A 19,312-nucleotide genomic window follows, 5' to 3' on the forward strand; every position below is an offset into this window, starting at 1 on the left:
ATCGCCCTGTTGGGGATGAAGCAGCGGGAGTTGGAGTCCAAGGAAAAGGCAATCCAATCCAAAGATCAAGCGATTGAATCCAAGGACCGCCGAATTGAAGACCTGGAGGGAATTATTGCCAAATTCCAGCGCACCCTGTTTGGTCAGAAGCGGGAACGCTTTGAGTCTTCCGACCAGCTGAGCCTTCCTTTTGAAGCCACTGCTGAACAACAGCAGGCCATGGAACTGGAGCTGACCGAAAAGGTGGAGTATGTCCGCAGGAAATCCGGTTCTTCACATCCGGGCAGGACCAAACTGCCCGAACATCTTCCGGTGGAAGAGATCGAGCTGTATCCGGAGGGGAACCTGGAAGAGATGACCTGCATCGGCAAAGAAATCACCGAGGAACTCGATTACCAGCCCGCCCGCTACATCATCCGTCGCTATATCCGTTACAAATACATCCATCAATCCGCGCAGACCGAAGCCGGGACCGCTTTCCACATCGCAGCGCTTCCTTCCCGTCTGATCGACAAAAGTATGGCAGGTACCGGGCTATTGGCCTCCATTCTGACAGACAAGTATGTGGACCATCTGCCGCTTTACCGGCAACTGCAGCGCTTCAAACGGGAAAAGATCCCCATCGCCGCTTCTACCCTGGACGGTTGGGTCAGTAAAAGTCTGAACCGCCTGGAAATCCTCTACGACTGGCTGGAGAAAGACACCCGGTCCAAGGGGTACCTTCAGGTGGATGAAACCACTATCCGGGTTTTGGATGCGACCAAAAAGAAACAGACACACTTGGGCTATTACTGGGTGTACCATAATCCTATGGATGGCACCGTATTGTTCGATTACAAAAAAGGACGTGGGAAGGACGCTCCCAAAAAACTGCTGGAAGGCTTCAAAGGCTATCTCCAAAGTGACGGGTATGCCGTTTATGAAAGCTATGGCAGGCAGCAGGGGGTGACCCACCTGTGCTGCTGGGCGCATGCACGCCGTGAATTTTTCGATGCACAGCAAAACGACAAGTTAAAGGCAGAGCTGGCACTCACCTTCATCAAAAAGCTCTATGAAGTAGAGGCCCACTGCAGGGAAAACAGGTTGGGACCGGAAGACAGGAAGGCCTACCGGCTCGATAAGGCGCTGCCTATTCTGAATATCTTTTCTGAATGGCTCCAAGAAAATTATGTCCAGGTGCTTCCTAAAAGTGCCATCGGAAAGGCCATGGCCTACACCATGAGCCGCTGGGAAGAGCTAACCAACTACCTCAAAGACGGAACGCTGGAAATAGACAGCAATGCCGTCGAAAATAAAATTAGACCAACGGCTTTGGGTCGAAAAAATTACCTGTTCGCAGGTTCCCATGAGGCGGCACAACGGGCAGCAATGATCTACTCGTTTTTTGCCATCCCGATACTCGGGACAGGTAGTGCAAAATCGAAGAAGTGAATCCTCAGCAGTGGCTCAAGTATGTATTCGACAATATCATGGATACAAACATCAAGAAAATACAGGAACTCCTGCCCAAAAATTATAAACTTTTCATTAGTAAAAAATCAAACTAAGCAAAGACGGGGTTGCTCGGGTGGATACGACGATTACACCAAAACCCGGAACTATTGGAAATACCTAAAAGCCAAACTAAGGAAAGAAAAAAGTGAAGTGGTTAGTGCCACTACCCAGTTGAAATTGCTTGCCCCAGATGGCAAAAAGCGATTGTCGGATATGCTGGACTACAAAGGCATTATAGCCTTAGGAAAAACATTTCCAAGTACAAAAGCCAATCGATTTATTGAATGGTTTACCTACAGCGATGAAAGCATAGACGGAAAAAGTAAAAAGAAGGCTTATGCCCTATTTGACAGTTCGTTTATTGAGCATATAGAAATAGGAACTACGAATGGCTTGCAGCAGATTCATGCCTACTTATTTGGTGGTTTATATGAATTTGCCGGGCAAATCAGACAAAAAAATATATCCAAAGGAGGTTTTCAATTTGCTTTAGCTCGGTTTCTTGATGACACATTGAAGCAGATAGACTCGATGCCAGAAAACTCGTTTGACGAAATTGCTGAAAAATACGTGGAGATGAATATTGCTCATCCCTTCATGGAAGCCAATGGGAGAAGCGCCCGCATTTGGCTGGATTTGATCTTGAAAAAACGTCTAAAAAAATGCGTGGACTGGAGTAAAATTGGTAAATCTGAATACATGCAAGCCATGGTAAAAAGTGTCACAGACAGTACCGCCATTAAAGGACTGCTGGAGAAAGCCCTGACCAGCAAAATTGATAGTAGAGAAATGTTCATGAAAGGAATTGATTACTCCTACTATTATGAGGAAAATGAATGATTTCAGTAAGGTTAGGAATTGAATTAACCCTCCAAAAAGCCCGAGAAGATTTAGATTTTCTCGGGCTTTTTCCCGACTTCGGTCTCCTGTCTTCAGTCTTCCGTCTTCGGTCTCCCATCTTCTGACCAGTCAAATGGGTTTTGTCGGCAGAATTCCAGATAATCACATTCTTTTCTTACTTCACCTTTTCCTGATGGGCTTCTTTGATTTTTCGACGAAGGATTTTTCCCACATTGGATTTGGGCAATTCATCAGTGAAATACACTTCTTTTGGAATCTTATAATTGGTCAGGGATTCATGGCAATGGTTGATGATTTTTTCTGCAGTGACTGAATCATCCTTTTTGACCACATAAGCGACTACCTTTTCGGTGGACTTTGGATCAGGCATCCCAATGACGCCCACTTCCAATACTCCCGGGAAGGAAGCAATCACATCCTCTACTTCATTGGGATAGACATTGAATCCTGAAACCAGAATCATCTCTTTTTTCCGGTCCACGATTTTCACAAAACCATCTTCATCCATCACGCCGATATCCCCGCTTTTAAACCATTCTCCAAACATCACCGCTCCCGTATCCTCCGGTCTTCGCCAGTAACCCTTCATCACCTGTGGTCCTTTGATCAGGATCTCTCCTCGTTCACCCAAGGCCAAGGAATTCCCTTCATCATCGGCAATCATCACTTCGGTATTCGGGAGTGGAACTCCAATCGTCCCGATTCGCTCGGTACCATCGATTGGATTACAGGTAGCCACCGGAGAGGTTTCGGTCAGTCCGTAGCCTTCGGCCAAAGGTACACCCGTTACTTTTTTCCATTTTTCAGCCGTGGATTTCTGCACAGCCATTCCCCCTCCCACAGCTATTTTCAAGCCGCTAAAATCAAGTTGAAGAAACTTTTCCTGATTGAGTAATCCGTTAAAAAGGGTATTCACACCCGTGAAAACCGTAAACCGATGTTTGCCTAATTCTTTGATAAAAGCAGGCATATCCCTAGGATTGGTAATCAGTAGATTATGAGCACCAATTTTTAGCATTGCCAAGCAATTGACAGTCAAAGCAAAGATGTGATAAAGTGGCAAAGCAGTAACCACTACTTCTTCCCGCTCTTTCAATTTTGGTTTCATCCATGCGGAGATCTGCTGCATATTGGCCACGATATTCCCATGGGTAAGTTCGGCTCCTTTGGAAACGCCCGTAGTACCACCGGTATACTGCAAATAGGCTGTGTCTGATAAATTCAAACTGGCTTTGGAGAATTTCTTTTGTGCACCCTGAGCTAGAGCCTTCTTCAAACTCACTGCCCCGGGAATCGAATAGGCAGGCACCATTTTTTTGATATGCTTCACGACCAGATTGACAATGGTTCCTTTCAATGCGCCCAATAAATCCCCCAGTTCGGTCACGATGATGTGCCGAGCATTGATCTGAGGAAGAATTTTCTCCAAGTTATGGGCGAAATTTGCCACAATCACGATCACATCTACCTCAGCATCAATAAACTGATGCTTCATCTCTGCGGGGGTGTAGAGCGGATTGGTATTGACCACGATCATTCCGGCCCGCAAGGCTCCAAACATGACTACCGGATATTGCAGCACATTGGGCATTTGAATAGCAATCCGGCTCCCCTTTTCCAAGCGCAAAACCTGAGTCAGGTAGGAGGCAAAGTCCGCACTTAAGCGATCCAGTTCATTGAAAGAGATCGTTTTGCCCATGCATTCGTAGGAAACAGCCTCTCCATATTTTTGAACACTTTCTTCAAAGAGGTCCACCACGCTGGAGTAGGCCGTGACATCTACTTCTTTGTCCACAGCAGAAGGGTAAAACTTAAACCAAGAATGATCCATCATAGGGTTGATATTTTGGGTTTCTATTAAGAAAATTCAATCGAGGAAATTATTTTCCAACTTACGATTTTATTTCAAAATTTTTCGAGCAATCAGCTCTTTCATGATCTCATTGGTTCCGGCATAGATTCGCTGCACCCGAGCATCCGCATAGGCTCTCGCTACGCCATATTCCCACATATACCCGTATCCTCCGTGTAGCTGCACACATTCGTCGGCTACTTTGCACTGAAGCTCAGTCATGTTGTATTTGGCCGCCGAAGCCATAGCCGGATCCAGTTTCTTTTCATTATGGAGCATGACAAGCTGATCACAATAAATCCTCCCCTGCTCCAGAGCCGCGGTCATTTCGGCGAGTTTAAAGCGGGTGTTTTGAAACTCGGAAAGACTCTTGTTAAAGGCCTTTCGCTCTTTCACATAGTTTACCGTTTCCTCCAGCATATATTCTCCCAAAGCAACGGCCGCCAACGCAACGACCAATCGCTCCTGAGCCAATTCTGTCATCAAATATTTAAAACCATCGCCTTCTTTACCCAGTAGATTTTCCTTTGGTACTTTTACCTCTTCAAAAAAGAGCTCGCAAGTATCCTGCGCATGAAGACCTACTTTTTCAAAGGGTTTGCCTTTGGAAAAACCGGCCATGTCCCGATCAATCAACATTAAGCTTATTCCTTTGGCACCTTTGCTAGGATCAGTTTTCACTGCTACCACGACTACATCAGAGAGGTAGCCATTGGTGATAAAGGTCTTGGAACCGTTGATGAGGTAGTGATCTCCCTTGTCTTCGGCACTGGTTCTCATTCCTTGCAAATCCGAACCCGCACCTGGCTCGGTCATTGCCACTGCGCCAATGTATTCACCTGTAATCATTTTGGGAATATATTTCTTTTTGGCCTCGTCGGTTGCGTAATGCAAGATGTAAGGCATCACAATATCGCTGTGAAGTGGATAGCCGATTGCGGGACCTGAGCATCCACTCAATCCCAGCTCTTCGATCAAAATGGCATTGTATCGAAAATCCTGAATATTCATCCCTCCCAAATCCTCAGGAGCTTGAATACCCAAAAATCCATTTTCTCCCAACTTGAGCCAGGATTCTCGGGAGACCATTTTATTTTTTTCCCATTCATCGTTGAATGGAGTGATTTCTTTTGCGATAAAATCGCGAACACTTTGGCGGAAAAGTTCATGCTCTTCCGTAAACATCATTCGTGGTAGTCCAAACATTTGGGTTTATCTCTTTTGGTTTAATTCTTTCAAAAATAAAGATTTCGCCCATTATCCCCCGTAAAAAATTGATGAGATACAGGATTGGTTTTTATCTGTGGAGAAAGAAGTTCTTTTTCACCACTATTTTGATCAAAAAAAAGCCCTTGACCAAAATCAAGGGCTGCGTTTTGCTTCTTGCAATTTCTAGTTAGAAATAAAGCTTTTTGCTTCTTCCTTTGGAGTCTTTCAGATCAAAATATACCTGATCGGAAGTCACGCCTCTCAAGCGATAGTTTTTTCTAAAACCTTCCTCCTGACTTACAAATTCGCTGTGGATAATCTGATCCGTGATGTTGTGACGGACTTTTACCTCTACACCGGGTTCTTCCAATCCGATAACAGACAAATTAATGGTTTCTGAATCAATCACTTTTCCATAAGCCATCAAAGGCAGTTCTTCGATTGGAATTCTCTTCTCAAAGGTGGCTACTTCATAAGTTACTTCTTCCTCATCGGTAGTGATTTTCACCTGATAAGTTCCGCATGGCATATCATCCAAGTTGTAAGGTAAGATCTTTTGTTGGTCGGAAACGTTGACTTTTTTGGTATGAAGTACCTTACCTTCCTTGTTCATCAAGGTAACTTTGGCTTTGCCTACTCCTTCTTTAAGTAGGACATTTACTTTTTTGAATTTTGCTTTTACAGCTGAATTAGCTGCGAGATCATCGGCATTTGAGGAGGCAAAAGCTCCGGTAGATAAAAGGCCGGCAAGAGCGATAGTGAATAGCGTTTTCATAATAATGTTGGTTTAGTATTGTTATGCTTCTCCTATTGCGAAGCACATACCAACTCAAAAAAAACAAAGCACTAGTATCCGCCTGATCGAAAAATTTACCGTCGTTAATTTTAAATTGTTAAAATAAAATTCGGTTTAACTTAACGTTCTTTGCTAAAATCTGTATAAAAATTGGTCAATTCCTCGTCCGTCTGTATCAAAAGCGAACAGATTTGAGTAAATACAATCGATTGCGGGGTTGCATTTAAGCGGCTTTATTAATGAAATTTAATTCAAAGATTTTTTTCAAACGGAGTCGTGCCAAAATCCGGTATGAAAAAACCTGTACGCTTTTGTACAGGTCTTGTCCGCTCCAACACAATTTTTATAATTTTCTAAGACTTTTTTAATTCAGTCGAAAGCTGCTTCACCCGATCTTTGATAGCCAACTGACTAATATCCAAATCCCCGGAGGTTGCTTTTAGAAATTCGGTCACGGCTCCTTCATGATCGGTGGATTTTCCCTCAGCAAGCGTCACATAACGCATCGTGGTCCATAGCAAGGTTTTCAAATGGGTTTTGGCATCGTCGACCATATAGTATTCAACTACTACTGTATTGTGATTGTGCCAAATAATCCGACTCATGATGCGTACCCACTCCCCGACCATCGCAGGCTTGACGTAACTGATGTTGTGATTGTACACCACCCAAGCGGCTTTGTATTTGCGGATCATATCGATCATTTCCACACCATAAAGCTTGGGAACCTGATCTTCCCTTGCATTGAAGAAATAATCAAAATATTTTGCATTGTTTAAATGCTGCAAAGGATCGCAATCCTGAAATCGGACGACTACCCGACTTTCTGTTTCGTGGGGATAATGTTTCTCCGGATTATATTCAAACATGGGATTTATAGTTCAGTAGAAAGCAGTACTTCAATTCCTTTTTCTTTCATAGCTTCAATAGCTCGATCTCCATCTTTGGAATCCAAATTGACGGGTCTAGTAGCATCCGCGATCAAAATTGTCTCAAAGCCTAAGCTCTTCGCATCCAAAGCGGTGAATTTGACACAATAATCCTGAGCCAATCCACAGACATATACTTTTTTGATATCTTTTGATTTGAGAAAATCTCCTAATCCCGTATCGCCTCTCCGGGCATTGTCAAAAAAGCCCGAATACGAATCCACTTCAGGATTTTTGCCTTTTTGGAAAACTGCCGTCCAAGGACTTTGATCCAGGTCCCTGTGGAACTCAGCTCCTTGAGAACCCTGAACACAATGAACCGGCCATAGAATCTGCTCTAGGCCGTTTAAATCGATAAACTCTCCGATTTTCTTTCCGGGATGATTTGCCGCAAAACTCTTATGGTTCGCGGGATGCCAGTCTTGGGTCGCCACAACCAAATCAAATTTTTCCTGAATCAGATTGATGACAGGGATAATTTGATTGCCATGGGCTACAGCTAGTGCTCCACCCGGCAAAAAGTCATATTGCACATCGACGATAATCAGTGCGGTATCAGGATTCATTTTCTCCATTTTCAAAATTTTTAGCTTTTAATACCAAACTCATCCGGAGATGATGAAGGTTTTCTTCCAAGCCCACCGGGTAGAGATGCGGATTGACCAATCGCTTGTGCGACGGGTCGAATGCTTCCAATTGGCTTTGTGCCCGGGTTCTGATTTGTTTGATATCGGGACTTTTATAGATTTTTTTCCCTGCTTTGAAGATCGAAATTAATAATTCTTCCTCTTGGTAAAATGCTGGCATAATCCGTTTTCTTCGGGTCGCATCAGTCGGGTCGATGATGACTATTCCCCTTTCGTTGATTTCTTGATCCTCCAGATAAATCATATCCGCGATAGCCTTTCCCTTGGTAAAATAGCGCCTGACCCGATGAGCCCCGGGAATATTGATTTTTAAGGATTGCTGCGAAAGCTTAATCTTCGGTTCCCAATCCCCTGATTCGGTTTTGATCGCGGACAGTTTATAGACTGCACCGAGAGCCGGCTGATCAAAAGCGGTCACCAGTTTGGTTCCAACGCCCCATACATCGATGGAGGCGTCCTGCGTTTTTAGCGAACTGATAATGTGCTCATCCAGGTCATTGGAAGCGACAATTTTGGCATCAGGAAATCCCGCTTCGTCAAGCATTTTACGGGCTTTGTTGGAGAAATAGGCCAAGTCTCCCGAATCAATCCGAATCCCGAGCATTTCCTTTCCTTTTTCACGCAGAATTCGGCCTACTTTGATTGCATTTCGCACGCCGTTTGTCGTATCGTAAGTATCTACTAAAAAAACACACTGATCAGGAAAGGCATCAGCATAGGCTTCAAAAGCCTCCAGCTCGGTCTCAAAAGACATAATCCAACTATGCGCATGTGTACCCGAAACTGGGATATCAAAGAGTTTTCCAGCCATCACATTGCTGGTAGAGCTACAACCCCCGATATAAGAAGCGCGACTTGCCGCCAATGCTCCGTCGATTCCCTGAGCTCTTCTGAGACCAAATTCCAAAACAGGTTCTCCTTTAGCCGCCAAATTAACCCGTGCCGCTTTGGTAGCTATCAGCGTCTGAAAATTGATGATATTTAAAAGAGGGGTTTCTAGTAATTGACACTGAATCAAGGTCCCTTTCACTCGGATCAAAGGTGTATTGGGAAAAACGACTGTTCCCTCCTCTATTGCATCTATGTCACAACTGAACTTGAGATTCTCCAAATAATCCAAAAAATCCTGTTCAAAAAGAGCTGACCCGTCTTTGACTTTCATTTTTCCCAAATAGCTCAGGTCTTCTTTTTTGAATTTGAAATTTTCGAGGTAATCAATCACAAAATCCAGTCCCGCAGCCAAAGTAAATCCACCTTGAAAAGGATGCTTCCTAAAGAATAGATTAAAAACAGCTTCCTGCTCTCCTTTACCGGATTTCCAATAGGCGTATGCCATGGTCAATTGATAAAAATCCGTCAACAGGGTGAGACTGCCTTGGTATAAATCTTTGGTGATCTTCATTTTATTCGATTAAACATTAAAATTAAAACTGATTATCCGCAATTATACCAGTAGCCATATTTTCTTTGCATAAGCGGCTGAATGCTTCGACTTTGCTCAGTACAGGAGACCGATACTTCGACTGCGCTCAGTACAGGTGACCCAGCCTGGGCTGGCAGGCGAAGTTTGCTTAAATTGAACTTCAACCCTCATTTTGGTCCGTGCACAATTCTTACTGGTAAGAAAGCGGATATACATAAAATTAAAACAGGCATTTGGACTTCCCACGGCTTTTTTAATTTTCTTTTTAAAAGTGCAAACAGTTTTGCTCAAAAAAGAATTCTCAAAATCGAAGCTTTCACACCATCTAATCCACTCAAGACTGACTGTAAAAAATCATTTTAGCCAAGACGGAAAATCAAATTTCAATCCGTACATTTCTTTGGTCTCTCAGATAAAGATACTTATATGATTTTTTTCGAGATCATTCCTTAAAAACTTGATTTTAAAAAGATTATGCAAAGATCTGAATTTCAATGTCAAGGAATTATTTTTACCTAGATTGACAAAAAATCAATTTTATTGGTTTCATTTTTGCCTATGGATTTACCTAGTATTAAACCAACAAAAGCTATGCAAAACTTACAGAAATTTTCCCTACTTGGCGCTATCGCAATGGGTGCTTTTTTCGCCTGTACCAATGAGGAAGACCCCTTGGTCATTGGAGAAGGAGACGTGCGAATTGGATTTGGAGTGCAGCTTGCCAACTCAGGCAGTTCCAATGCACGAATGGCAGCTACCGGATTGACTATCGAATCGGGATTTATCCAAATCAAAGAAATCGAACTCGAAACTGAGGGTGTTGATGAAAATGGAGAATTCGGAAGAGAAATCAAGTATGACTTTCCAGAAATAAAAAAAATCAATTTTAGCGAGTTAGACTCCGATGCCGATTTCTTTTTAAATATTCCTTCTGGAAATTATGAGGAAATCGAATTCGAAATTGACCTGATTGATCATGATGATGAGCCTTCGATCTACCTGGAGGGAAGCTACGAGAAATCAGACGGAAGCAGCGTCCCGTTTAGATTGGAAGTTTTTGCAGACGATGACGATGATTTGGATTTTGAGGTGGAGCTCGAAGCTGACGATGAAGAACTTTTCTTTATAGACGCAGTAAACAATCCGCTGGCACTGCTAGAAATCGATGGACAAGGTTGGTTTATCGGTATTAGTGATGATGAATTAGAAAATGCTGAATTAACCAACGGAGTTCTAGTCATCAACCGTAATACCAATACTGATATTTACGAAAAAGTCCTGGAAAAAATCGAGGATTCCAGTGAAATCGAACTGGAGTTGAACTAAGGGGAATCTTTAGATAAGGGATCCGGCAGCGCAGGTTGCCGGATTTTTTTTTTATCTATTTTCGCAAAAATCAGATTTCTTGAAATCTATTTGAAAAAGTTTAGATCGACCAAATTCTAACTACTCAAAATCTGGTTCACTGACCTGCACTTGATCCTCAATCTCAGGTCTCCGGTATTTTTGCTAGGCCAAGGTTTTACAAATTTTTTCCTGATAATATACCCGATACCAAGTCCCAACTTTAAACTTCCCAATCCCCTTAAATACCTTTTCTGAATGGATCATTAATTTCAGAAAAAATTCCTCATTAGGTTCTCGGTGATTGTTTACGATTTGGCTCAAACTTACTGGAGCTAGCGCCAAATCTTTGGCAAAAACACTTCGCCTTGAATAGATCGTGTCAATATAACTTTTTAAAAACCAAACAAAATATTGCTGATGATCACAGACCGGATGGTCAATGTATTCCTCCATTTTCAATTTCAATTGATAAAGTTTAGCCTTTTTTATCTGCTCTTTTGAAAGATTTTTTAATCTAGCTAGGCGCGCTTCCATTAAAACTGTTGCATCAGAATTCCGCTCTAGTTTTGATTGATACCTAAAATCCAAACCGTATTCTTCCTCTTCAGTATTTTTTTTACTTTCAGTCATTGTCGTATTTATTTATTAAGTCAATAATCTCAGGAACCTCTATGCTCAAGGTTTTTCCTGTGATGCGCATCATATATTTTTCGATATAATGTTGAATAATTTGGCTTTTGGGCCTCAGGGAAACACAGGCTAGCTCACCAAATTCACGAACAGCTATTTTTGATGCAAATGCCAATAAATTCCATGGGATTTTGTCATATCTTTTATTGTGCCTTTATTTACTTTAGAAACAGTTAATAGCCTGATATGTATTCTCCATTCCTCAGGAATTCTTTCGATAGAAATAAAACCTAAAATATCACTAGATCCAATGATCTGTAATTTGTAAACTTCAAAGTCCTTTTCCTTTTTCCAGTCGAAAAATACCTGCTCCTTTTTATGCTTTTGAATTCATCAGATTCTAAAGGCAAAATTATAACCGGATGCAATTCTCCTGTCGAATTTTCTACGACATTCATATCTAGAAAATACAAAAAGTTTACAAAAAATGTAAATTACAGATTTAAAATCAATAGAATTAGTAAATTAGTTTTTATAATCCTTAACCTTACTCCAATTTTATTAAGATCACCTCAAGCGTATCATTTAATTCAGTAAACGCATTCCCTTACTTCTCCTTCAAGTTTAACAAAATCCCCGCTAAAACCAGTCCCATTCCCACATAAGACATCACCCCAAAAGTCTCCCCAAATAACAAAAACCCAAAAAACAACGCGTATAAAATCCCCAGGTAACTTAAGCTGGAAATTTTAGCCACATTGGCATTTTGATAGGCGACTGTCATAAAATACTGAGCAGCCTGCGTACAAATCCCAATCCAGAGCAAAATCAACCAATCCCAGCCCACCGGCTGTACCCAAGTGAAATAACTGACCACCGAAGCTAGCGGTAAGGTCACTAAAGGAAAGTAAAAAATAATCACCAAAGGATGCTCGGTATTTTTGAGTTTTCGGATCACGTTATAGGCCAAGCCAGAAAACAAAGCCGAAATCACCCCAATTGTCCCGTAGAGTAAATTCACCCTAGGGTCAAATCCCTGCAAGACAAAAACTCCCAAAAACGAAATCCCAAACCAGACAAACTGAATGGGTTTGACCCGCTCTTTGACCAGAAATATCCCCAAGATGGTCGTGAAGATTGGAGAAAGATATTGGATCGTTACCGCACTGGCGAGGGGGATTTTCTGGAGGGTATAGAAAAAAGCAATCAAACCGATAGAGCCAACTACCCCGCGGATAATCAGCAGTTTCTTGTTGTTGCCCAAAACCGGGACACCCTGCTTTTTCAACACCAAAAAGCTGAAAACCAAGCTGAATATGGATCGAAACAGGATAATTTCAATCGCTGGAATATCCGGAATAAACTTCACAGAGACATTCATCAGGGCAAAAAAGATCCCTGCCAAAATCATGGATTGGACACTACTCAGTTTCAATGCTCAGCTTAATTACGGTGGATTAAGAATAGTAAAGTCAAAGTAAGTAGAAAGAGTTCTGAGATTTATTCCAATCGGAGAACATTCTTTGAAAAATAAGAGTTGATTGAGCACTATGGCAATAAAAACAGGCATCAAAGCTCCCGACTTCACCTTAAAAGGTACCAGCGGAATCACCTTAACTCCCAGCAAGGACCTTAGTGGAAAGGCATACATTTTATATTTCTATCCCAAGGATTTCACCAAAGTCTGCACCGCAGAAGCTTGTGAGTTTAGGGATCAGTTTGAAGCGTTTAGGGAACTGGATATTCAGATTTTTGGCATCAGCCGAGATGACTTAAAAACGCATGAGCGATTCAAAAAGGAGTTTCGCTTGCCTTTTGATCTTTTGGCAGATACTAGTGGAAAAGTCTGTAAAGCTTACGATGCCTTGGTTCCCCTGATTCGAATGCCCAAACGAATCACCTATTTGATTGATCAAGAGCATCGTATTGCAGCGGCTTTTTCAGATATGTTTGAGTCCAAAGCACATATCGAAAGCATGCTGAAAAAACTCCAAGTCAACTCATAAAATCATTCCGTCCTGCATCACCACTTTTCGGTCGGCCATTTCCGCCAGTTCTTCATTGTGCGTGACAATGACAAAAGCCTGCTTGAGTTCTCTGCGTAGGGTGAAAAACAATTCGTGGAGAAGCTTTGCATTGGTGGAATCGAGATTTCCGCTGGGTTCATCAGCGAAAACTACTTTCGGATTGTTGATCAAAGCCCTGGCTACCGCCACTCGCTGTTGTTCTCCGCCGGAAAGTGCAGCTGGCTTGTGATCCAGTCTTCCAGAAATCCCCAGCATTTCTGCCAGATATGAAGCTTTCTTTTTCGATTCATCAGGGCTCACTCCTTTAATAAAAGCCGGAATTTGTATGTTTTCCAATGCAGTGAATTCAGGTAGTAAATTGTGAAATTGAAAAATAAACCCAATCTGCTCATTTCGAAAAGAAGCCAACTCCTCCCCTTTGATCTCGGATATTTTCTTTTGATCCATCCAGATCTCCCCACGATCGGCTTTGTCCAAGGTGCCTAAAATATGAAGCAGCGTACTTTTGCCCGCCCCGGACGAACCCACGATAGAAACAATCTCGGAAGATTGAATTTCTAAATCCACTCCCTTCAGCACATGAAGTTCACCGTATGACTTGTGGATTTGGTTGGCTTTCAGCATAGTTAAGAAATTTATCACTGCAAAAGTAGAATTTTTGAATGGGTAAAAGCCCATATTTTTCATGAATTACGCGCTTTTTTACAGAAAAAAGAGAATTCTTGAGTTTGATTTATCCACTTGAAGCACTTAACTTCGCACAAAAATTTTGAGCGGATGAACATTCACGAATATCAGGCTAAAGAAGTACTTAAAGGCTACGGAGTAAAAATTCAGGAAGGCATCGTTGCGGACTCTCCAGAGGCTGCGCATGAAGCTGCTGTAAAACTAAATGCCCAAACAGGAACATCCTGGTATGTGATCAAAGCACAAATCCATGCAGGCGGCCGGGGAAAAGGAAAAGTCCAGGAGACCGGTTCCAATGGTGTAGTTCTTGCCAAAAAGCTCGAAGAAGTATCTGAAAAAGCAAAAAATATCCTTGGAGGTACCTTGGTCACTCACCAAACTGGGCCGGAAGGAAAAAAAGTAAATAAAGTTTTGATCGCTGAGGATGTATATTATCCGGGCGATTCAGAACCTAAAGAATATTACTTGTCCATTCTTTTGGACAGAGCGACCGGATCCAATGTCATCATGGCCTCTACCGAAGGCGGAATGGACATCGAGGAAGTTGCGGAAAAAACGCCTGAAAAAATCATCAAAGAGTGGATCGACCCGAAAGTCGGTTTGCAGGGATTTCAGGCTAGAAAAGTTGCCTTCAAATTAGGTTTGAGCGGCAATTCCTTCAAAGAAATGGTGAAATTCATCGCCGCACTTTATAAAGCTTACGAAGCGACTGATTCTTCTCAGTTTGAAATCAATCCAGTATTGAAAACTTCAGATGACAAGATTTTGGCAGTGGATGCTAAAGTAAATCTGGATGACAACGCGCTTTACAGACATAAGGATTTGGCGGAATTGAGAGATTTGGCCGAAGAAGATCCTTTGGAAGTAGAAGCTGGGGAGTCTGGCCTAAACTACGTGAAACTTGACGGAAATGTCGGTTGCATGGTGAACGGTGCTGGATTGGCTATGGCGACTATGGATATGATTAAGTTATCCGGCGGCGAGCCTGCAAACTTCCTCGACGTGGGAGGAGGAGCAAATGCTACGACAGTGGAAGCTGGCTTCCGAATCATCTTGAAAGACCCGAATGTCAAAGCGATTTTGATCAATGTCTTCGGAGGTATTGTAAGATGTGACCGAATTGCCAACGGAGTAGTTGAAGCTTACAAATCAATTGGCGATATTCGCATTCCGATTATCGTGAGACTTCAGGGCACCAATGCTGAGGAAGGAGCAAAAATCATCGATGAGTCAGGATTGAAAGTATCTTCCGCCATCACATTGAAAGAAGCAGCTGAAAAAGTACAAGCAGTACTAGAAGCCTAAAAATAAAAGTACGCACTCGTAGTTCAACTGGATAGAATATCGGATTTCGGCTCCGAGGGTTGAGGGTTCGAATCCTTCCGAGTGCACCAAAGCTCAGACGAAAGTCTGGGCTTTTTTTATGGTTTTGAATTGAAAGAAAATGACTTCAAGATTTTTAAAATAAACTTTAGTCCTAAAAAACTAAGGAAAATTAAAAATCGGTCAACGTCAGCGAAATTGGTATTCGGTAATGATAACCCGACTCCGCTACCAATGACGAATTTTAATTACTTTCTGGCTGATCGAAGTCGAAGTCCTACCTTCTTAAACTTCGAAACATAACACTTCGACTCCGCTCAATGTGACCACGATCTCACTTCAAAGGAAAATTTCCCTTATTTCCTTTTTTCTGTTTGGAAAATATTTAAGACTCGGTGTGACAAAACAGAATTTAAATTATTAGAATCGAAAAAGCCGATGTCAGGCTGAGTATTTAAGAGACGGGAGTGTCGAAATCGTAGCCCACTTTTTTTTGAGTATAAATCCAGAAATTGGAAAAACTCCCCCTCACCTCACCTCACCTCTTAATTTTTTTAAATAATTGGACTAATCAAAGAAAATCAGAATTGAAATTCTCAGACAAGTCAGATGAATTAAGGTGGGATTTGGATTTAAAAAGAGGAAAAATTGCACTTTGGCGGGAATACAATAAAAAAGCAGGAGAAAATCTCCTGCCCTTTATTTGAAAACTAAACCAACTATTATTTAACTACCACAATGAATTCAAAAATAATACAATTCTGAACAAAACAAAATACAAAATAAAAATTTGCCAAATTTTATTTAATCTTTAGGAAATGTGCTGACGTTAAATGCTATTCCTAAGGCTAATCCTTGGCTAAATTGCACTTTATCATCTTGATCAAAATCGTAAATGCTCAGACTTGTCAAGGAAACATTGATCAAATTGGAAACTTTTGCCGTCAGGGCCACATCTAGCCGATGATCAATTTCCCGTAAACTGAGCGTCTCATAATTAGCAAATAGCTGATGACGAATCAGTAGTCCAACATTGTCGGATAGTTTTTTATTCCATTCCATAAGTGAGCTAAACGCCAACCATTCGGTCCTAACCGTTTCCCCGATCGGTACCCCGTAATTTTCCGGAACATTCAAATAAAGCTCAGTATCGGTCACAAAAGTCAATCTCGGTGAAAAGGGTGCCAAGCGAAGCAAAAACTCACTATTCGGCTTGTATTCCATTCCCAAGGCCAAAGTAAAAAAGGCCGGGTTTGCAAATTTGGAGATTAAGGTGCGTTCCCCATTTTCAAAATTATATCCCGGAGCAAATTGCGACAGAAAGTTCAGAGAAGTAAATACATTCCACTTTTCGGAAACTTTATGCCCCACTTTGGAATCCAAGAGGATCCGGTCATTGGACTTGCGGGCGTCTTCACCCTGATTTTTGACGATTCCGTAAATAAAATCCATGGAATTGTCCCAAGTCCATTTTTCCTTCTTATAATTAGCCCGGCCGTTGAGATACATGCCCAGCGCTACGGAGTTGACTCCTCCTCCTTTCCAGTTTCCGCTAAAGGAACCTTGGTTGAAATTTAACCCACCGCCAATTTCTTTTAGCCAGTAAGTAGTATCTTGACTTTCGGACTCTTGCGCGATGACCTGTCCCCAAGCCAAAAACAAGATCAAAACAGAAAATAATCGCTTCATAAAATAGTATGTAAATTTGTAATTGAATCAATACTACAAATATGGAAAACGACTTTGAAAATGAACTGATTGTGCGGGATTTTTTGGCCCGACAGCGAACTACTCTCGCCAATGACCGCACTTTACTTTCATATATTCGGACATCTTTGTACTTTCTAGTCAGCGGTACAGCTCTATTTGAAGTCAAAAACCTAGCTCATATCAGTGATTTGGGGTATTTATCCCTTGGACTTTCAGCAGCACTTTTGGTCATAGGGTTTTTGAATTATTTCAAAGTGCGAAGAAAGTTGCGAAAAGGTAGATATCATAAAATGTAAATCCATGTCATTTGAAATTGCACTAGTTTTTGGAATTATCGGGATTGCTATGCTCCTATTTTTCACGGAGCGATTAAGTATAGACACCGTGTCTATTTTGGTTATGGTGACTTTTATGGTCACAGGAATTTTAGACGTAAAAGAGGGTTTTGCCGGATTTTCAAATTACGCTACGATTACGATTGGGGCGATGTTTGTCATTTCTGCGGCGATACTTAAAACGGGCTTGCTGGACACATTTATTCAGCTGATGAACCGACAGGCAGAGCGAGGGCCCTTTTTCCTCCTGCTAACTATTATGCTGGTCTCCGGATTGCTGTCGGCCTTTATCAATGACACGGCAGTAGTGGCTTTACTGATGCCGGCCGTCATCCAAATGGGCAGGAAAAATGATATTCCAGTCTCCCAATTGTTGATGCCTTTATCGTTTGGAGCATTGATGGGGGGAGTCTGTACGCTTTTGGGTACCTCTACCAATATTCTCGTCAGTGGGATCGCCGAACGAGAAGGATTACCTCAGTTTGGCGTATTTGAAATGAGCAAAGCTGGTATCGTCTTTTTTGCAGTAGGAATAATTTATATCCTAAGTATCGGAAGATGGCTAATCCCAAAGAGAAAATCGTCTTCCGACTTGAGCGAAAGTACCAATTTGGGGAATTACCTAGTCGAAATTACCATCGACGAAGACTTTGAGCAGTTGAATGAGCCGGTCTTCAAACAGTCCATTTTTAAAAAACTAGGCTTTGAAATTCTGCAAATAGTCCGGGCTGATGGAAAAAAAGTACGGGTATACCCCAATAGCAGTATTCAAGTAGGCGATTTGATCAGAGTCACCTGTGAAAAAGATGCGCTTGAAAAACTCGAAAAAGAAAAGGGAATCAGCGTAAAAACCGAACTGGAATGGAGTCAGGAAAACCTCACCGATGAGGATCAGAAAATCGTGGAAGCGATGGTTACACCCCAATCCCGTTTGATTAACCGAACACTAGATTCGTTCAACTTTAGAAATCTTCTGCCTGAAATGGTTGTATTAGGAATCAGACATAGACCGGGTTTGGTGGATAACTTGGTCAAAAAAACCCGTCTTAATCCAGGTGACATTCTTCTGATCCGAGCTCCGCAAGAATCCATTTATACAATTGACAAGAAAAACGACCTACTGCTACTAACTGAGAGCAAGGCAAAAAGCATCAACAAAATCCAGAGTATCCTTACCTTATTGACCCTGATCGCTGTCATTGCTTTAGCCGCATTGAATGTTTTACCTATTGCCGTATCCGCAGTAGCTGGCGCGGTTTTGGTCATTTTATTCAATTCCCTGGATCCCAAAGAAGCCTATGATGCAATTGACTGGAAGGTAATATTTATGCTGGCTGGAGTACTTTCGATGGGAGCTGCTTTAGAAAAGACCGGCGGAGCCGAATACCTGGGAAACCTGATCACAGAAAACCTTCAAGAACATGGGCCACGGGCAGTTTTGGCGGGAGTATTTGGACTGACATTTTTGTTGACCAATGTTATGTCAAATAATGCCACCGCAGCGATTATAGCTCCAATAGCCATTAGTATTGCGGAAAATATCGGTGTGGAAAGCCGCCCATTTTTGATGGCGGTGACCTTTGCTGCTAGTCTGAGCTTTATGACTCCGATGGGATATCAAACCAACACCATGATTTACAATCCTGGAAAATATAAGTTTAAAGATTACCTTATTGTCGGTACCCCGCTCAATATTATCTTTTGGGTTTTGGCGATTTGGCTGATCCCGCTTCTTTATCCTTTTTAAAATTGATTATATTCGAGTAATTCAATTTATTCACTTAACCCCAAATGCTATGAAAATTTTTGGAATTGTATTGGTTGTAGCTGGAATCATCATGCTTTTGATGTCCGGTATAAGCTTTACCACAGAAGAAAAGGTAATTGATGCTGGACCTATCGAGGTCAACGCGGACAAAGAACGTAGGATTGAGTGGCCTGCTTATGCAGGGGGAATCGTCCTAGTGGCCGGAGCAATTTTGATTGGTGTGGGAGCGAAAAAAAAGTAATAAAAAAGGCTGAGCGAAACTTGCTCAGCCTTC

18 protein-coding genes, 1 tRNA gene and 1 pseudogene are annotated in these 19,312 nt (G+C 42.0%); 9 read left to right on the plus strand and 11 right to left on the minus strand.

The window, feature by feature from the left end; translation table 11 throughout:
- The first annotated feature begins 15 nt into the window (after positions 1–15).
- Positions 16–1,547: pseudogene (gene tnpC, locus BM043_RS16300) on the plus strand (IS66 family transposase).
- A gap of 97 nt (positions 1,548–1,644) precedes the next feature.
- Positions 1,645–2,334 (plus strand): protein adenylyltransferase Fic, encoded by a 690-nt coding sequence (gene fic / locus BM043_RS16305; protein WP_245753061.1) that lies wholly within the window; start codon positions 1,645–1,647, stop codon positions 2,332–2,334.
- 175 nt (positions 2,335–2,509) lie between these two features.
- Here the strand turns inward: fic and BM043_RS16310 are convergent, their stop codons facing one another.
- The 6 genes from BM043_RS16310 to BM043_RS16335 form a co-directional block, all read right to left on the minus strand.
- The gene (locus tag BM043_RS16310; protein ID WP_092793608.1) at positions 2,510–4,189 is read right to left on the minus strand and encodes an AMP-binding protein; all 1,680 of its coding nucleotides are present in this window, start codon (positions 4,187–4,189) and stop codon (positions 2,510–2,512) included.
- A gap of 66 nt (positions 4,190–4,255) precedes the next feature.
- A complete protein-coding gene (locus BM043_RS16315) occupies positions 4,256–5,413 on the minus strand; it encodes an acyl-CoA dehydrogenase family protein (protein ID WP_092793610.1) in 1,158 nt (385 codons plus the stop codon).
- Positions 5,414–5,603: 190 nt separating this feature from the next.
- On the minus strand, positions 5,604–6,191 hold the full coding sequence (locus BM043_RS16320; RefSeq protein WP_092793611.1) for a hypothetical protein: 588 nt from the start codon (positions 6,189–6,191) through the stop codon (positions 5,604–5,606).
- Positions 6,192–6,565: 374 nt separating this feature from the next.
- Positions 6,566–7,081 carry an acyl-CoA thioesterase gene (locus tag BM043_RS16325; protein WP_092793613.1) on the minus strand — a complete coding sequence of 172 codons (516 nt, stop codon included), beginning with the start codon at positions 7,079–7,081 and terminating at the stop codon, positions 6,566–6,568.
- Positions 7,082–7,086: 5 nt separating this feature from the next.
- Positions 7,087–7,707, minus strand: a complete 621-nt coding sequence (gene pncA, locus BM043_RS16330; protein ID WP_092793760.1) for a bifunctional nicotinamidase/pyrazinamidase — start codon at positions 7,705–7,707, stop codon at positions 7,087–7,089.
- Entirely contained in the window at positions 7,697–9,190 is a 1,494-nt protein-coding gene (locus BM043_RS16335; protein ID WP_092793615.1) for a nicotinate phosphoribosyltransferase, read from the minus strand. Before BM043_RS16335 ends, pncA begins: the two co-directional genes overlap by 11 nt.
- A 612-nt stretch (positions 9,191–9,802) precedes the next feature.
- On the opposite strand from BM043_RS16335, the gene BM043_RS16345 reads away from it, so the two are divergent.
- Positions 9,803–10,537, plus strand: coding sequence for a hypothetical protein (locus tag BM043_RS16345; RefSeq protein WP_245753062.1), 735 nt, complete (start codon positions 9,803–9,805; stop codon positions 10,535–10,537).
- Positions 10,538–10,720: 183 nt separating this feature from the next.
- Here BM043_RS16345 and BM043_RS16350 read toward each other — a convergent pair whose 3' ends face one another.
- The 3 genes from BM043_RS16350 to BM043_RS16360 form a co-directional block, all read right to left on the minus strand.
- Entirely contained in the window at positions 10,721–11,188 is a 468-nt protein-coding gene (locus BM043_RS16350; RefSeq protein ID WP_092793618.1) for a hypothetical protein, read from the minus strand.
- Positions 11,181–11,363: a hypothetical protein gene (locus BM043_RS19735; protein WP_245753063.1), complete on the minus strand. Its 183-nt coding sequence runs from the start codon at positions 11,361–11,363 to the stop codon at positions 11,181–11,183. The genes BM043_RS16350 and BM043_RS19735 overlap by 8 nt, the downstream gene beginning before the upstream one ends.
- A gap of 432 nt (positions 11,364–11,795) precedes the next feature.
- On the minus strand, positions 11,796–12,599 hold the full coding sequence (locus tag BM043_RS16360; protein ID WP_092793763.1) for a DMT family transporter: 804 nt from the start codon (positions 12,597–12,599) through the stop codon (positions 11,796–11,798).
- 139 nt (positions 12,600–12,738) lie between these two features.
- Here BM043_RS16360 and BM043_RS16365 point away from each other — a divergent pair, with 139 nt between their 5' ends.
- Positions 12,739–13,194, plus strand: coding sequence for a peroxiredoxin (locus BM043_RS16365; RefSeq protein WP_092793620.1), 456 nt, complete (start codon positions 12,739–12,741; stop codon positions 13,192–13,194).
- Here the strand turns inward: BM043_RS16365 and BM043_RS16370 are convergent.
- Positions 13,189–13,839 carry an ABC transporter ATP-binding protein gene (locus BM043_RS16370; RefSeq protein ID WP_092793765.1) on the minus strand — a complete coding sequence of 217 codons (651 nt, stop codon included), beginning with the start codon at positions 13,837–13,839 and terminating at the stop codon, positions 13,189–13,191. The two genes, BM043_RS16365 and BM043_RS16370, sit on opposite strands and share 6 nt — an antisense overlap.
- A 153-nt stretch (positions 13,840–13,992) precedes the next feature.
- On the opposite strand from BM043_RS16370, the gene sucC reads away from it, so the two are divergent.
- Positions 13,993–15,207 (plus strand): ADP-forming succinate--CoA ligase subunit beta, encoded by a 1,215-nt coding sequence (gene sucC, locus BM043_RS16375; protein WP_092793622.1) that lies wholly within the window; start codon positions 13,993–13,995, stop codon positions 15,205–15,207.
- Positions 15,208–15,219: 12 nt separating this feature from the next.
- Positions 15,220–15,296, plus strand: a tRNA-Arg gene (locus BM043_RS16380).
- Positions 15,297–16,029: 733 nt separating this feature from the next.
- On the opposite strand, the gene BM043_RS16390 is transcribed toward BM043_RS16380, so the two are convergent.
- The gene (locus BM043_RS16390) at positions 16,030–16,914 is read right to left on the minus strand and encodes a DUF3078 domain-containing protein (RefSeq protein ID WP_092793626.1); all 885 of its coding nucleotides are present in this window, start codon (positions 16,912–16,914) and stop codon (positions 16,030–16,032) included.
- A gap of 41 nt (positions 16,915–16,955) precedes the next feature.
- Between BM043_RS16390 and BM043_RS16395 the strand changes: the two genes are divergently transcribed.
- The 3 genes from BM043_RS16395 to BM043_RS16405 are packed head-to-tail and all read left to right on the plus strand — an operon-like array spanning position 16,956 to position 19,279.
- Entirely contained in the window at positions 16,956–17,231 is a 276-nt protein-coding gene (locus BM043_RS16395) for a DUF202 domain-containing protein (RefSeq protein WP_092793628.1), read from the plus strand.
- Positions 17,232–17,235: 4 nt separating this feature from the next.
- Complete coding sequence (locus BM043_RS16400; protein WP_092793630.1) at positions 17,236–19,017, plus strand: SLC13 family permease; 1,782 nt, start codon at positions 17,236–17,238, stop codon at positions 19,015–19,017.
- A gap of 49 nt (positions 19,018–19,066) precedes the next feature.
- The gene (locus BM043_RS16405; protein WP_092793632.1) at positions 19,067–19,279 is read left to right on the plus strand and encodes a hypothetical protein; all 213 of its coding nucleotides are present in this window, start codon (positions 19,067–19,069) and stop codon (positions 19,277–19,279) included.
- The last annotated feature ends 33 nt before the right edge of the window (positions 19,280–19,312 follow it).

The organism is Algoriphagus hitonicola, assembly GCF_900113375.1.
Lineage (GTDB): Bacteria > Bacteroidota > Bacteroidia > Cytophagales > Cyclobacteriaceae > Algoriphagus > Algoriphagus hitonicola.

Bases quoted from the DNA above. Each gene is read 5' to 3' on its own strand.
- BM043_RS16310 (WP_092793608.1), bottom strand. From the start codon at position 4,189: ATGATGGATCATTCTTGGTTTAAGTTTTACCCTTCTGCTGTGGACAAA.
- BM043_RS16315 (WP_092793610.1), bottom strand. From the start codon at position 5,413: ATGTTTGGACTACCACGAATGATGTTTACGGAAGAGCATGAACTTTTC.
- BM043_RS16320 (WP_092793611.1), bottom strand. From the start codon at position 6,191: ATGAAAACGCTATTCACTATCGCTCTTGCCGGCCTTTTATCTACCGGA.
- BM043_RS16325 (WP_092793613.1), bottom strand. From the start codon at position 7,081: ATGTTTGAATATAATCCGGAGAAACATTATCCCCACGAAACAGAAAGT.
- pncA (WP_092793760.1), bottom strand. From the start codon at position 7,707: ATGAATCCTGATACCGCACTGATTATCGTCGATGTGCAATATGACTTT.
- BM043_RS16335 (WP_092793615.1), bottom strand. From the start codon at position 9,190: ATGAAGATCACCAAAGATTTATACCAAGGCAGTCTCACCCTGTTGACG.
- BM043_RS16345 (WP_245753062.1), top strand. From the start codon at position 9,803: ATGCAAAACTTACAGAAATTTTCCCTACTTGGCGCTATCGCAATGGGT.
- BM043_RS16350 (WP_092793618.1), bottom strand. From the start codon at position 11,188: ATGACTGAAAGTAAAAAAAATACTGAAGAGGAAGAATACGGTTTGGAT.
- BM043_RS16360 (WP_092793763.1), bottom strand. From the start codon at position 12,599: ATGATTTTGGCAGGGATCTTTTTTGCCCTGATGAATGTCTCTGTGAAG.
- BM043_RS16365 (WP_092793620.1), top strand. From the start codon at position 12,739: ATGGCAATAAAAACAGGCATCAAAGCTCCCGACTTCACCTTAAAAGGT.
- BM043_RS16370 (WP_092793765.1), bottom strand. From the start codon at position 13,839: ATGCTGAAAGCCAACCAAATCCACAAGTCATACGGTGAACTTCATGTG.
- sucC (WP_092793622.1), top strand. From the start codon at position 13,993: ATGAACATTCACGAATATCAGGCTAAAGAAGTACTTAAAGGCTACGGA.
- BM043_RS16390 (WP_092793626.1), bottom strand. From the start codon at position 16,914: ATGAAGCGATTATTTTCTGTTTTGATCTTGTTTTTGGCTTGGGGACAG.
- BM043_RS16395 (WP_092793628.1), top strand. From the start codon at position 16,956: ATGGAAAACGACTTTGAAAATGAACTGATTGTGCGGGATTTTTTGGCC.
- BM043_RS16400 (WP_092793630.1), top strand. From the start codon at position 17,236: ATGTCATTTGAAATTGCACTAGTTTTTGGAATTATCGGGATTGCTATG.
- BM043_RS16405 (WP_092793632.1), top strand. From the start codon at position 19,067: ATGAAAATTTTTGGAATTGTATTGGTTGTAGCTGGAATCATCATGCTT.